Source organism: Pseudidiomarina atlantica (assembly GCF_000753735.1).
In the GTDB taxonomy this organism is placed as follows: domain Bacteria; phylum Pseudomonadota; class Gammaproteobacteria; order Enterobacterales; family Alteromonadaceae; genus Pseudidiomarina; species Pseudidiomarina atlantica.
The window spans coordinates 555,179-568,556 of the sequence record NZ_JPIN01000001.1 but is presented as its reverse complement, the minus strand read 5'-3'; the positions used below and the strand labels follow the sequence as shown (position 1 = coordinate 568,556).

The window sequence follows — 13,378 nt, the reverse complement described above, 5'->3', positions numbered from 1 at the left end:
TTCAGTAGCATGGTTGATTAATGAGCATTTATGCGGTTGCCCTGGGCTTGCACATCTTTAAGAGTTGTTTGTATTAGCTTGTTAGTGGTGTTTTCTTTGATCTACATGCTAGCTAAGTAGCATTTGAATCCAAAGCCTCACCCTCGCGGGGCTTTGTAACTACCCCAAAAAATCTGAGGAGTTACGCGTCCAATGCCTACTTCTTGGCATGCTTGCGCATGACGCCTTCTTGCGCGGTAGAGGCAACGAGTACGCCGTCGCGAGTGAAGAATTGACCTCTAACCAAGCCACGGGCGCCGCAAGCGACGGGGCTGTCAATGGCATATAGAATCCAATCATCTAGGCGAAAGTCTTTGTGGAACCACATCGAATGGTCGATGGTCGCCATTTGGATGTCGGGCTGGGCAAAACTTGCGCCATGTGGCTGCAGTGCTGTGGGCAGAAAATTGAAATCTGATGCGTAGGCCAAAAGGTACTTGTGAATGCGCGGGTCATCAGGCATCGCGCCGTTAGCTTTAATCCAAACGAAGCGGCGTGGTGCGTCGACTTGTGGCTTAAACGGGTTGTTGGCGGTCACAAAGCGCATTTCGATGGGTTTTTCTGAAATAAACTTATTGCGAATCTTCTCTGGGATCAGCTCGGCATGTTCACGGTAGATATCGATATCTGAGACTAAGCCTTCCGGTCCCGGAACGTCAGGCATGGAGTCTTGATGTTCAAAGCCCGGCTCGTCAACTTGGAACGAGGCGGTCATATAGAAAATCGGTTTGCCATACTGAATTGCTTTCACTCTGCGGGTTGAGAAGCTTTTGCCATCGCGTACGTTTTCGACATCGTAGACGATGGGTTTATGGGCATCACCAGGACGCAGAAAATAGGAATGTAGTGAGTGCACTTTGCGACCTTCAGGCAGGGTTTCCTTTGCTGCAGACAAGGCTTGTCCTATCACTTGTCCGCCGAATACGGCGCCGAATCCTAAGTCTTGGCTTTGACCGCGGTAAATTCCGTTTTCGATAGTTTCAAGTGAAAGCAGGTCAAGTAGGTCGTGCAAAACTTGGCTCATAAAGGTTCCTGTGTGCTCTTTCGTAAGGCTAATTATTCTATAACAATTGCGACCTTGGGGTCACGTTTTGCTTGATACATGGCAGCGTCTGCGCGCTGCAACAATTGTTCGAGCGTCAAATCTGGCGCTGCCATCGCCACGCCGATGCTAGCATCTAAGTGAAATATATGGTCGGCGACGGCAATCGGCTTGCGCAACTGTTCGATAAGTTTCTGTGCGACCCGTTCGACCGCTTCGCGTTGCTGCACGCGCTCAAATAGAATCACAAACTCATCACCGCCAATGCGTGCAATAGTGTCGTGACTACGCACATTATGCATTAAGCGCTGGGCAATGGCATGCAGCACTTGGTCACCCATGGCATGGCCCCATTCATCGTTAATGTGCTTAAAACGGTCAAGATCAATATAGGCCACGGCAACATCGGTAGAGCGCGCGAGTACATGTTCGGCATGTTGATAAAAATAGCTACGATTCGGCAGCCCGGTGAGCGGATCATAGTGCGCTTGTCGTTCGAGTCGGCGCAACAATTGCTCACGTTCTTGTTCGATGCGGCGCTGCTCGGTCACGTCGCGGGCGACGGCGATGCGTAAGTTGTCTTCGGCGGCATAGCGAGCGGACCAGACAATGCATGCCACGCTACCATCTTTGCGAATATAGCGGTTTTCAAAGTCGTACTTACTGACGCCTTGCATTATCTCATGTGCAGCAGCGCGAGTGCGCTCGTGGTCATCAGGGTGCATAAACTCGAACATGGAGTGCCCGAGCATCTGTTGTGGTGTATAGCCAAACACGCGCTCGCCGCCAGCACTAATGTAAATGAACTCACCCTCAGCGTTGACCACACAGATAGCGTCCATTAACAAGTCCATGTACTGACCAAGGCTTTCAAACAGTGCAAGTTTGGCGTGAGGCATCAGCAGTAGGTTTCCGTTATCGGAGTAGTTGTGATTAAGTTATAGCATGGTAGCGCAAGCACGCTAGATAAAGCGAGTTGAATCGCAATCTTTCATGCTTTCAGCGGCTTAGACAGTTGATCTTTACGGTGGATGATCCCATAGTGAACATAATTATGTGTTATGGCTGAACCGCAAAAATACGGCTAAGCTTAGAGGATGTATCGTTTCAAAAAGGAGTAAGCTATGTCGAGCCACGACAGCTTGAAAACGTTAAGTACGTTAGAAGTAAACGGTAAGACCTATCATTATCACAGCCTGCCGAAAGCGGCAGAACAACTGAAGCACATTGCCGATGTTGATAAGCTGCCAAATTCGATGAAAGTGTTGCTCGAAAACATGTTACGCAACGAAGACGGCGACACGGTGACGGTCGATGATGTTGAGGCCATCGCCAAATGGCTGCATGAGCGTAAGTCAGACCGCGAAATTCAGTACCGCCCAGCGCGCGTGTTGATGCAAGATTTTACCGGGGTCCCAGCGATTGTTGATTTAGCCGCGATGCGCGATGCGGTGGCGAAAGCGGGACAAGATCCTGAACAAATTAACCCCTTGTCGGCAGTGGATTTGGTCATTGACCACTCGGTCATGGTGGACAAATTCGCAACACCTGAAGCTTTTAAAGAAAACGTGCGGATCGAAATGGAACGTAATTTCGAGCGCTATCAGTTTTTACGCTGGGGTCAAAGTGCCTTTGAAAATTTCCGCGTGGTGCCGCCGGGCACAGGGATTTGTCACCAAGTAAACCTTGAGTACTTAGGTAAAGTCGCGTGGACTCGCCAAGAAGGCGATAAGACCATGGTGATGCCAGATACCTTGGTCGGAACCGATTCGCATACCACCATGATTAATGGCTTAGGTATTTTGGGTTGGGGCGTCGGTGGTATCGAAGCTGAAGCCGCAATGTTGGGGCAGCCTGTATCTATGCTGATTCCTGAAGTTGTCGGTTTCCGGATGCATGGCAAATTGCCTGAAGGCGTGACTGCGACCGACCTGGTGCTAACAGTGACGCAAATGCTGCGTAAGCAAGGCGTGGTAGGTAAGTTTGTTGAATTTTACGGTCCTGGTTTGGATAACTTGCCACTGGCCGATCGCGCTACCATTGCCAATATGGCGCCGGAATATGGGGCGACCTGTGGCTTCTTCCCAGTCGACAACGAAACCTTGCGTTATCTTGAATTATCAGGCCGTGATGAAGATACCATCGCGCTGGTTGAAGCCTACAGCAAAGCGCAGGGTATGTGGCGTGAATCTGGCGATGAGCCAGCCTTTACCGATTCACTTGAATTGGACTTGAGTACGGTCGTCGCGTCATTAGCGGGTCCGAAGCGTCCGCAAGATCGGGTAGCGCTGACGCAGTTAAAATCGAACTTTGATTTGATTCTCGAGCAGGCCGGCCGTGCCAATGAAAAAGACAAACAAATTGAAGTCCCAGGCAAGGATTACACCTTATCGCATGGTGATGTGGTGATTGCTGCGATTACTTCGTGTACCAACACTTCCAACCCGAGCGTATTGATGGCGGCAGGTTTAGTCGCGAAAAAAGCGGTCGAAAAAGGTCTCTCGCGTAAGCCTTGGGTGAAAACGTCACTCGCCCCTGGTTCGAAAGTGGTCACCGACTACCTTGCCAAAGCAGGACTCACGGAGCACTTGAACAAACTTGGTTTCAATTTGGTGGGCTACGGCTGTACGACCTGTATCGGTAACTCAGGTCCGCTACCGGACGAAATTAGCAAGGCCATTAATGCCGGTGATCTCACGGTTTCATCGGTATTGTCCGGTAACCGCAACTTTGAAGGCCGCGTGCATCCTGAAGTAAAAGCCAACTGGTTGGCATCGCCGCCCTTAGTGGTGGCTTATGCGCTTGCCGGTACCACGCGCATCGATTTGAGCTCGGAGCCGTTGGGTGAAGACCAAGACGGTCATCCGGTGTATCTGAAGGATATTTGGCCAAGCAGTAAAGAAATTGCCGAAGCGGTCAACTTTGTTGATGGCGAAATGTTCCGCAAAGAATACGCTGAAGTTTTTGACGGTGATGAAGAGTGGCAAGGCATTCCAATCGGTGAGGGTAAAACCTACGATTGGAGCGATGATTCGACCTACGTGAAAAATCCGCCTTATTTTACCGAGATCGATAAGCCACTCGCGCCGATTGGCGACATTAAAGGTGCGCGCGTGTTGGCCTTGTTTGCCGACTCGATCACTACGGACCATATTTCACCAGCGGGTTCAATCAAGCCAGATTCGCCAGCGGGTAAATACTTGCAGGCCAATGGGGTGGCGGTGAAAGACTTCAACTCCTATGGTTCGCGTCGTGGTAATCACGAAGTCATGATGCGCGGTACCTTCGCTAACATTCGCATTAAGAACCAAATGCTTGATGACGTCGAGGGTGGTTACACCGTGCACGTGCCTTCGGGCGAGCAGATGTCGATTTATGATGCAGCCATGAAGTATCAGCAAGACAATACACCGTTGGTTGTGCTTGCAGGTAAAGAGTACGGTACCGGTTCGAGCCGTGACTGGGCTGCCAAGGGCACCATTTTGCTTGGGGTGAAAGCTGTTATCGCTGAGAGTTTTGAGCGTATTCACCGCTCAAATCTTATCGGTATGGGCGTGTTGCCGTTGCAGTTTGAAGAAGGGCAAGGCGTGCAAGCCCATGGTCTGACCGGTCATGAACAAATCGATATTACCGGCATCGATGCAGATCTTAAGCCAGGTCAAATGGTAACGGTCACAGCGACCAAAGATGACGGTTCAAAAGTCAGCTTTGATGTGAAGTGCCGTATCGACACCAATAACGAAATGCAGTACTACAAAAACGGTGGTATTTTGCATTACGTATTGCGTCAGATGCTCGCTGCCTAAGCAGAGAGCTTGCTTAAAAAGAAAAGCCAGGCTTGTTACGCAAGCCTGGCTTTTTTGTGTGTAACGTCATGTGTCACAGCTTTTAGATGTTCAGCGCGCGGCCACCATCGATTTTAATAAATTCACCGGTGACAAATGGGTTGTCACGTAAAAAGCGCACCGTTTGGATCATCGGTTGTAAGCCGCCTTCGACTTCAAGCGGTGTCTCAGCCAGTACTTTTTGGCGGTGCTCGCTGTCGTGTTCAGGCAAAAACAGAATCGGTCCCGGTTGAATACCGTTAACGCGAATCTTCGGCGCGAGCTCTTTAGCGAAGCTTAAGGTCAAATTCGCCAATCCAGACTTGGCGGCGCAGTAGGCGATGTAGTCGGTGGAAGGGCTGTCGGTGTAAATATCGGTAATGTTCACGACTAAGGCATTGTCGCTCGCTTCGAGTTGCGGGCGCAGTTGCGTGATCAATGTGTAAGGCGCTTGCACGTGCACCTGAAACATAGCTGCAAGCATAGCCGGATCGGCATCGACTGCTGGGTTTTGCACAAAAACTGAAGCGTTATTGACGAGTAAATCTAAACGCTCGGTTTTCGCTTGTACTTGAGCAATCAGTTTGAGCACCGCCTGATGATCGGTGAGGTCGGCCTGCACACCAACAGCGCCCAATTGCTCTAGCTCATCGATGCCCGCCCGCGAAGTATTGTAGTGGGCGAACACGCGATAGTTTTCCGCCAGTAGTGCTTTCGCAAGTTCAAAACCGAAACGGCGTCCGGCACCGGTGATGAGGGCTGTTTGCGTGTGACTCATGCAATCGCCTCCATTTGCTCGGCAACGCGCTTGAGACTGGCACTCATCGCTTGCAAATAATCAGGTACTTGCTGCCAAGCGCTGGCGTTATCCTCGGCGTTCAACTCGCCCAGAATATCAATGTCCATCGGCCGATCTTTTTGGCTACAAAGCGGATCTGAGCGATCGCGGCCCAAGTTTTCTTCGATTTGGTTGAACGCAGCTTTTAGCGCTACCGCATCAAGTTCAGTTTCAATTAAAAATAACGCATTTAAAAATTGCTTGTCGGTGTCAATCGCGACCGGCTGGGTGTAGGCCGAACGGGAATAGGTCGTGTGTCCAAGCCGGCTGAGCTGTTCACGCGCCTTGGCGAAGTTCTGCTCGGGCGCTAAATTGGCTCCCATACTGCATAAAAACACATAACTCATGGTAACAACCTTCCTCGTAATAAGTGTTAAGCATAACCTGATACGCAATGACTCGAAAGTCAGATCCCTGAAAGTTGCATTGATTTCTGTGGCTTGCTAGCCTGTAAGCAACAGAGCCAAGGGAAGGAATCGTGCCGAAAACCAGCGGCGGTAGTTCATATAGCTTTATTCACATTGCCCTGTTGTTACTCATCACGCTGCTTGCGCGACCCGCCCTTGCGTATAACGATAGTTACCAACTCAGTGGTCCTGACGCGCCGAGTCGCGAAGGCTACTTCACTTTATCGATCACTCCCGCACCACAACAACAACTGGTGTTGCAGCAAAGCCAATCAGCCACATTTGACACTATTGATGCGGAATTTAGATGGTTTGGCGACTTCGAGCAAATCACCCTGACTGGCTTTACCGACGGCGAGTACTTTTTTCGTTTACAGCCAGCAGCAGACGCCGCTGAGGCATCAAGCAACGTGGTAAAGGTGACGGTGAATCACTATCCGCGTTGGCAAGCCTACAGCTTGTTTTTTATTGGACTTGCGTTGTTTATCTTGTTGGTTGCTAGCTTACTGATATTGCGGAGGCGGGTATGAACGAAGCCAGCGGTTTCGCCTTGTCCAGTAGTCTAGGGCTAACGCTTGTTGTGCTGTTTGGCGTGGCTTGGGTCTTGTTTGGCTGGTATCTGGGGCGCGCCAATAAAACCCACGAAGATTTTGCCTTAGCGGGGCGTAATGTTGGCTTTGCATTGGCGGCGGCCACGGCAATGGCCACTTGGGTCACCAGCAACACTACGCTGGTGGCGCCGCAGCTTACCTACCAACTCGGCGTATGGGGCATGGTGGGGTATTCGTTTGCTGCGTTGGGACTGATTCTTTTTGCGCCATTAGCGGCTCGAATTAAGCGATTGATGCCCCATGGCTATACTTCTGGCGATTTTATCCGACTCCGTTATGGTCGTTTAGCTTGGTACGTGTTTATCGCGATTTCGGTGGTTTACGCATTCGGCTGGTTGGTTAGCTTAGGCATGGCTGGCGGCATTTTGCTCGAAGCACTTAGCGGCCTCGATTACCACATTGGCATGACTGCCATTCTCATTATTTGCGTGGGTTACACCTTATTTGGTGGGTTGCGTGCGGTCATTGCCACTGACTTTATTCAGGCACTGATTATTATCATCGGGGTGGTGCTGATTGCCTGGTTCCTCATCGATACCGTGAGTCTTGAGTCGATTCACAGCGAGGTGCAAAGCAATCATCCGCAATTGCTTGATGTGTTGTTCCCCGCCGCGATGATGTTTCTGTTTAATAATATTTTCTTCGGTTTGGGCGAAATTTTTCATTCTAATGTTTGGTGGTCGCGCGCGCTCGCCTTTAAAGGCAAAGTTGCGTTCAAAGCGTTTTTGCTGGGAGGCCTGTTGTGGCTGCCGATTCCCATCGTTACCGGTTTTATTGCACTGGCGGCACCGCAACTAGGTATTTTTCCGCCGAGCGCCGACATGGTTGGCCCGATGGTGGCAGCCGAGGTGCTTGGCAAGGTAGGCGCTGTGGTCGTATTTATCGTGGTGTTCTCGGCCTTAGCCTCAAGCCTCGACTCCTTGCTGGCGGCAACCTCCGATCTGGTGACGCGCGATATTTATCATAAAAAACTTCGGCCAGAGGCCAGCGATGCGCATCTGCTGCGCTTTAACCGCTACAGTATTCTGGGCTTAGGGGTACTCACTTGGTTACTGTGTTTGCCGCAAATTGCGACGCTTGGCGCCTTATTGAACTTTGCCGGAGCCTTTGTCGCCAGCACTATTTTCCCTATTGTGCTCGGTCTTTATACCCGTCGCCTGCCAGGGCGTTGGGCAGCTGCTGCCATGTTCTTTGGCACAGTTTTAGGTCTCACTGGTTACTTCGTGATCGGCTTTTATGTGGCTGCACTGGTGTCGTGCATTGTCTCGGCGACTATTTGTGGGCTAGGGTTAAGTTTTAGTCGTAGTGAATTCAACTGGGACGATTTAAATGAAGCAGAGGAGCAGCAGTCATGATCGTAGAATTAACTGCGTTTAGTACACTGGTGTGGGTCTGCTTAGCGTTAACTGCTTGCGCACCGCTCATTTTGCTAGCGTTGTGGCTTAAAGATTTCCTTTCTAAACAATTATGGTAATTCAATATGAACGTAAATGACGTCTCGTTTGAGCGTGAACGTCCGGATGTCTATGGTGATGCGCACCCCAAAGCATTACTGAGAGCCATTCAAGAGGACGGCGATTATTTGGTGCAGTTAGCGAATCAGCATATTGTGTCAGGTGATCAATTCGATCAAGCGACCATGAAGCAGTTATTTCGCTTGGCGGCGAAAATAGAAAGCAATCCGAAACGCTTTCATTCGCCACTGCAGAACAAGATTTTGATCAGCGCGTTTTACGAACCGAGTACTCGTACACGGCTGTCGTTTGAGAGCGCTTGGCATCGCTTGGGTGGCGATATTATGTCGATTACCGACCGTTCGACCACCGGTATTGCCAAAGGCGAAAGCCTCGCCGATGTCGCGGAAATGTTTAACAACTACGGTGATTGCGTGGTACTGCGCGACACCAATGAATCGTCGTTGTTTGAGATGATGGATGCACTGCGGATTCCGATTATCAACGCCGGCAACGGCACCGATGAACACCCCACGCAAGCCTTAGCTGACATGTATGCAATATTTAAGTGGCGCCCGGCGCTACTTGATGCCAGCAACAACGAGAAGATAAAAATTGGCGTGATTGGCGTGCCGAACAAAATGCGCACGGTGCGCAGTTTGTTGAAGAGTCTGTCAGTGTTTCCTCATGCCGTCGAAGAGCTGGTGATCATTCACGATGAAGCCAGTGCCGCTGAATTGTTTGGCGCTGATCAGCGTGAAGAACTGGAACTGCGCGGCATAAAGATTCGCATCACTACCGATTTAAATGCCGTGTTACCCGAGCTCGATGTGGTGTACATCAATGCCATCTCATGGGAAGGCGACACCTTTAATACCTATGGCAATAGCTTTAGTTTGAGCGCCAAGTCGCCGCTAAAACACGATGCCATTATTTTGCATCCGCTGGCACGTGGCGAAGAACTGGCAATGGATCTCGATAACACTCCGCACAACTGGTATTTCAGCCAAGCACGTGGCGCCGTGTTTTTACGCATGGCGTTGCTCACATGTATGGTGGAGCGGGCGGAACGCGTCATTGACGTGGTGTGATAACGGATAACTTACGAGGAAGTAGCAAACATGTGTGGTATTGCAGGAATTTTTAATCAGCGCGCCGATCAAACACCGGACGCGCAAACCCTCGTCAATATGGCGGCAATTATGCATCACCGCGGGCCAGACGGCTTTGGCTATGAAGTGATGCCTGACACCGGCGTTGGTTTTAGTCACGCGCGTTTGTCGATTATCGACTTGAACGAAGACCGTGCGCGGCAGCCGTTTGTTTCCGCTGACCAGCGCTTGTTGTTGGCGCATAACGGTGAATTTTACGACTTTAAACGGATTCGCGCCGATTTAACCGCGCGTGGTGCACGCTTTCGTAGTAAAAGTGACTCAGAAATCGTTTTGCACCTGTTCGAGCGCGAAGGACTCGACGCAACGTTAACGCAATTGCGTGGCGAGTTTGCGTTTGCGCTTTATGACCAACAGGACGACGCCATGTATTTGGTGCGCGATCGCTTCGGCATCAAGCCGTTGTATTACACTGAAACCGATGATGGTGTGGTGTTTGGATCAGAGCTAAAAGTATTGTTTGCGCACCCTAAGGTCAAACGTGAGTTCTCTTCAGAAGGGCTTTACCATCAGTTGATTCAAGTTATGGTGCCGGGCTCGACCGCCTTTGCGGGGATCCGCCAAGTCGCTCCAGGGCAAGTGGTAAAAATTGAGCGGCGCGACGGCCAATTGCAGATCAGTGAACACCAATATTGGGACGTGAACTTTCCATTGGAGCAAGAGTATCCAGGTGATGACGTCGACGAACAAAGTTACATTGATGGCGTACGTAAACACCTGCTAGAGGCTGTACAACTGCGTCTAACGGCCGATGTACCCGTAGGCTGCTACCTCTCTGGCGGGATTGATTCCTGTGCCATTCTGGGGCTATCTGCAGCGGCAACGCAAACCTCAGTGAAAGCCTTTACCATTGGCTTTGACTCTGCCGAATACGATGAAACACCCATTGCCGAAGAAATGGCCGCTGCCACCGGTGCCGATCACCATATTATGCGCTTAAATGCGGACGACCTGTACGATCACTTTGTCAAAACCATTTGGCACACCGAGCGCACCATTTATAACACCCTTGGCGTGGCCAAATACTTAATGAGTCAACAGGTACACGCGGCCAATTATAAAGTGGTGCTGACGGGCGAGGGTTCCGACGAGTTATTTGCCGGCTATCCGGCGTTTCGTAAAGACATGTTCTTACATGGCTTGGACCATCTGCCCGAGAGCGAACGCAAATCGTGGCAAGAATTGCTCGAGAAAAACAATAAATTATTCAAAGGCGCCATGTTGGCGCGCGAAGAGTTTGTCAGCCCCGCTTTCAATGCCAAAATGGGCTTCACGCCGAGTTGCGTGCAGCCATGGTTGTCGTGCGCCGATGTTGCGCTACCGCTGATCGCTGCTGATCGGCGTGCCGAGGTGGCGGAATATGACCCGGGTAAAGCTATTGCTGACACGCTGGACGAGACCATGCTGCGGGGGCGGCATCCGCTCGATCGTGCACAATATGTCTGGATTAAGACCATGCTCGAAGGACAGATTTTGACTTGGGGTGGTGACCGCGTGGATATGGCGAACTCAATGGAAGCGCGTCCAGCTTTCTTGGATCATCATTTGGCTGAGTATGCCTTTACCGTACCGCCGCATTTGCGCATCAAGGGCAACAAAGAGAAGTACGTGCTGCGTGAAGCAATGAAAGGCTTATTACCAGAAGTGTTGTACAAGCGCGAGAAGTTCGCTTTTATGGCACCGCCAGCGCATACCGATCCGAAAAAGTGGCAAGCAGTGGTGAAATTAGCCGATCAGTTCTTGTCGGAAGAAGCCGTGCAAGAGGCGGGACTATTGGATTTTGCAGCAGTGCAGGAAACCTTTGCCAAGCATGAAGATGAAAACACCGCAATCGAGGAAAAAGTGCAACTCGATGCGGTGATTAATCACATGTTAGGGGTGCAGATTTTGCACCATCATTTTATCAAGACCGATGTACCAGCACTTGCGGCGCAGCGAGCGAAAGAGCTGGGGTGGAAATCGTGCTAGCGCACGATTTCCAGCAATACCTTCGCAATGTCGGTGTTGTCTTGGTAGCCGCGTAAGCGCTCGGCATAAGGACCAGAGGCCATCACAGGCACATCTACTGCGGTGTGTCCGCTGGTGGTCCAGCCGGTGCGAGTGAGTTCACCGGTTAATTTGACCAATGCATCTTGCAGCAGGTCAGCATCGTCACCGCGGTCGTTCGTAGCGCTCAATTCAATGGCAACCAGTTCGCTCCATTGCGCTTCGCTCACGGGTAAATTCAATAGCGGTTCGAGGTACGCACGCCACTGGTCACGAGGGCGCTCCAAAAGACCTTTAACCATGGTGCCAATGGTCGCTTTAATGTCCATCACGCGCTCTGAATACCACTGATATTCGCCCCCTTGCCCAAGGGTCAAGCCGCCGGTGGAATGGTCAGCGGTGACCACGATAATGGTGTTAGGGTTTGCCGCTTGATAATCTTTTGCGACTTGTAACGCTTGCGCAAAGTCATGCATTTCGTGCACCGCACAGGCGATATCGTTAGCATGCCCACACCAGTCGATTTTCGAACCTTCGATCATCAGCGCAAAGGGTTTACCACTTTGCGCTTGTTCAGCATCAAGGATGCGCAGTGCATTGCGGGTAAGCTCGGCTAAATAAGGTTCAGAATCGAGCGCAAAGGGGAGCCCCACTGGCGCGAACAATCCCAAAACGGGTGCTTGCGCTTGCTCAAGCTCGGCCATGTCAGTCACAACGTTCATGCCTTGTGCACTTAACTCAGGTAACCAATTCTTGTCGTCACGGTCAAAATAGCTGGTGCCGCCGCCAAGCAAAACGTCAAATGACCAGCTATCGCCAAATTTGGTGGTTGCGTAAGAATCGGCGATTTCGTTGTACATCTGGCGCGACGGATGATGGGTAAAAAACGATGCTGGCGTGGCATGATTCACTTGTGAAGTGGCAACAGCACCAGTGTGCCAGCCTAATTCACGGGCTTTTTCCATAATGGTTTGTTGTGGATGTTTATCGGCATCTACGCCAATTGCGCCGTTGTAACTTTTCACTCCAGTTGCGAGTGCGGTCGCGCTTGAAGCTGAATCGGTGACCCAAGTATCGTCATCTGGATAAGTGGTTGAGGCGCCCACCAACATGTCATCAAACGGCGTCGGTGCCAGTGCGTTAGCGCCACGCTCACTCATCGCGTAACGATATGCTGAGATAAACTCAAAGCCCATGCCATCGCCAATCAAGAAGATGATATTCGGTGCCTGTTCAGTAGTTGCGGCAGCGTTAGCATTAGCGTCATCGTTGGCGTTGCTCTGCGTGCAGCCCGCGAGAGCAAGTGCGATTCCTGAGAGTAAAAGAGTGCGGCGAAATTTCACAATGGGGCTCCTAAGCGTTTTACATGTAGCGGCGATAATACCACAGCGCAAGTGACAGCTGTATGACGATCGTTGAATGCAAAAAATTTTGCGATTAAGCCTTGAAAGCAATTTTCTCAGTCCCATTTTTAAGGTGTACGCGATGTCTCTGAGAGAGTCGCGACATTCACATAACATTGCTTCTTAGGAGAATGAACATGGCTACTATTGATCTATCACCACTTTATCGCAGCAGTATCGGTTTTGACCGTATGGCCCGCTTATTGGATGCCGCAATGCGCACCGATAGCAATGCCGCTGGCGGTTACCCTCCGTACAACATCGAAGTGATTGGCGACAATCGTTACGCGATTACCCTAGCTGTCGCGGGATTTGCCGACGATGAGCTGAGCATCGAAGTTGAAAACGGTATTTTGAAGATTCAAGGACGTAAAGAAGAGCAGGACGAAGAACGGCAATACCTGCATAAAGGTATCGCTTTCCGCAGCTTTGAGCGCAAATTTAATTTAGCAGATCACGTTGAAGTAAAAGGCGCGAAAATGGAAAACGGCTTATTGACCATTGGTCTGGAAAAAATCATCCCAGAAGCGATGAAGCCGAAGAAAATTGAAATCGGTAACTCACTCAATTTGCTCGAAGGTAGCAAATAACCCTGTGATAAA

The 13,378-nt window shown here is 50.6% G+C and carries 11 protein-coding genes; 6 read left to right on the top strand and 5 right to left on the bottom strand.

What is annotated here, in order from left to right; genetic code table 11:
- Nucleotides 1-196: 196 nt before the first annotated feature.
- Both tesB and IDAT_RS02765 read right to left on the bottom strand, forming a co-directional pair.
- Nucleotides 197-1,063, bottom strand: a complete 867-nt coding sequence (gene tesB, locus IDAT_RS02770) for an acyl-CoA thioesterase II (protein ID WP_034730140.1) — start codon at nt 1,061-1,063, stop codon at nt 197-199.
- 32 nt (nt 1,064-1,095) lie between these two features.
- Nucleotides 1,096-1,980, bottom strand: coding sequence for a sensor domain-containing diguanylate cyclase (locus IDAT_RS02765; RefSeq protein ID WP_034730138.1), 885 nt, complete (start codon nt 1,978-1,980; stop codon nt 1,096-1,098).
- A gap of 225 nt (nt 1,981-2,205) precedes the next feature.
- Here IDAT_RS02765 and acnA point away from each other — a divergent pair, with 225 nt between their 5' ends.
- Nucleotides 2,206-4,887, top strand: a complete 2,682-nt coding sequence (gene acnA, locus IDAT_RS02760) for an aconitate hydratase AcnA (RefSeq protein WP_034730136.1) — start codon at nt 2,206-2,208, stop codon at nt 4,885-4,887.
- Between the two features lie 82 nt (nt 4,888-4,969).
- Here acnA and IDAT_RS02755 read toward each other — a convergent pair whose 3' ends face one another.
- Nucleotides 4,970-5,683 carry an SDR family NAD(P)-dependent oxidoreductase gene (locus tag IDAT_RS02755; RefSeq protein ID WP_034730133.1) on the bottom strand — a complete coding sequence of 238 codons (714 nt, stop codon included), beginning with the start codon at nt 5,681-5,683 and terminating at the stop codon, nt 4,970-4,972.
- Entirely contained in the window at nt 5,680-6,090 is a 411-nt protein-coding gene (locus IDAT_RS02750) for a 2-amino-4-hydroxy-6-hydroxymethyldihydropteridine diphosphokinase (protein WP_034730131.1), read from the bottom strand. The genes IDAT_RS02755 and IDAT_RS02750 overlap by 4 nt, the downstream gene beginning before the upstream one ends.
- A 131-nt stretch (nt 6,091-6,221) precedes the next feature.
- Here IDAT_RS02750 and IDAT_RS02745 point away from each other — a divergent pair, with 131 nt between their 5' ends.
- The 4 genes from IDAT_RS02745 to asnB all read left to right on the top strand — a co-directional run bounded on the left by IDAT_RS02745 (nt 6,222) and on the right by asnB (nt 11,355).
- A complete protein-coding gene (locus IDAT_RS02745) occupies nt 6,222-6,680 on the top strand; it encodes a hypothetical protein (RefSeq protein WP_034730129.1) in 459 nt (152 codons plus the stop codon).
- The gene (locus IDAT_RS02740) at nt 6,677-8,116 is read left to right on the top strand and encodes a sodium:solute symporter family protein (protein ID WP_034730127.1); all 1,440 of its coding nucleotides are present in this window, start codon (nt 6,677-6,679) and stop codon (nt 8,114-8,116) included. Before IDAT_RS02745 ends, IDAT_RS02740 begins: the two co-directional genes overlap by 4 nt.
- Nucleotides 8,117-8,241: 125 nt before the next feature.
- Nucleotides 8,242-9,306, top strand: a complete 1,065-nt coding sequence (locus tag IDAT_RS02735; RefSeq protein ID WP_034730123.1) for an aspartate/ornithine carbamoyltransferase family protein — start codon at nt 8,242-8,244, stop codon at nt 9,304-9,306.
- A gap of 30 nt (nt 9,307-9,336) precedes the next feature.
- Nucleotides 9,337-11,355 carry an asparagine synthase (glutamine-hydrolyzing) gene (gene asnB, locus IDAT_RS02730; protein ID WP_034730120.1) on the top strand — a complete coding sequence of 673 codons (2,019 nt, stop codon included), beginning with the start codon at nt 9,337-9,339 and terminating at the stop codon, nt 11,353-11,355.
- Here asnB and IDAT_RS02725 read toward each other — a convergent pair.
- The gene (locus IDAT_RS02725; protein WP_034730117.1) at nt 11,352-12,716 is read right to left on the bottom strand and encodes an alkaline phosphatase; all 1,365 of its coding nucleotides are present in this window, start codon (nt 12,714-12,716) and stop codon (nt 11,352-11,354) included. The genes asnB and IDAT_RS02725 overlap by 4 nt on opposite strands.
- Before the next feature lie 197 nt (nt 12,717-12,913).
- Here IDAT_RS02725 and IDAT_RS02720 point away from each other — a divergent pair, with 197 nt between their 5' ends.
- Nucleotides 12,914-13,366: an Hsp20 family protein gene (locus tag IDAT_RS02720; protein WP_034730114.1), complete on the top strand. Its 453-nt coding sequence runs from the start codon at nt 12,914-12,916 to the stop codon at nt 13,364-13,366.
- Nucleotides 13,367-13,378 lie beyond the last annotated feature (12 nt).

Excerpts from the sequence above, each read along its gene's own strand:
- IDAT_RS02765 (WP_034730138.1), bottom strand. The coding sequence starts at position 1,980 with ATGCCTCACGCCAAACTTGCACTGTTTGAAAGCCTTGGTCAGTACATG.
- IDAT_RS02740 (WP_034730127.1), top strand. The coding sequence starts at position 6,677 with ATGAACGAAGCCAGCGGTTTCGCCTTGTCCAGTAGTCTAGGGCTAACG.
- tesB (WP_034730140.1), bottom strand. The coding sequence starts at position 1,063 with ATGAGCCAAGTTTTGCACGACCTACTTGACCTGCTTTCACTTGAAACT.
- asnB (WP_034730120.1), top strand. The coding sequence starts at position 9,337 with ATGTGTGGTATTGCAGGAATTTTTAATCAGCGCGCCGATCAAACACCG.
- IDAT_RS02755 (WP_034730133.1), bottom strand. The coding sequence starts at position 5,683 with ATGAGTCACACGCAAACAGCCCTCATCACCGGTGCCGGACGCCGTTTC.
- IDAT_RS02750 (WP_034730131.1), bottom strand. The coding sequence starts at position 6,090 with ATGAGTTATGTGTTTTTATGCAGTATGGGAGCCAATTTAGCGCCCGAG.
- IDAT_RS02735 (WP_034730123.1), top strand. The coding sequence starts at position 8,242 with ATGAACGTAAATGACGTCTCGTTTGAGCGTGAACGTCCGGATGTCTAT.
- IDAT_RS02720 (WP_034730114.1), top strand. The coding sequence starts at position 12,914 with ATGGCTACTATTGATCTATCACCACTTTATCGCAGCAGTATCGGTTTT.
- acnA (WP_034730136.1), top strand. The coding sequence starts at position 2,206 with ATGTCGAGCCACGACAGCTTGAAAACGTTAAGTACGTTAGAAGTAAAC.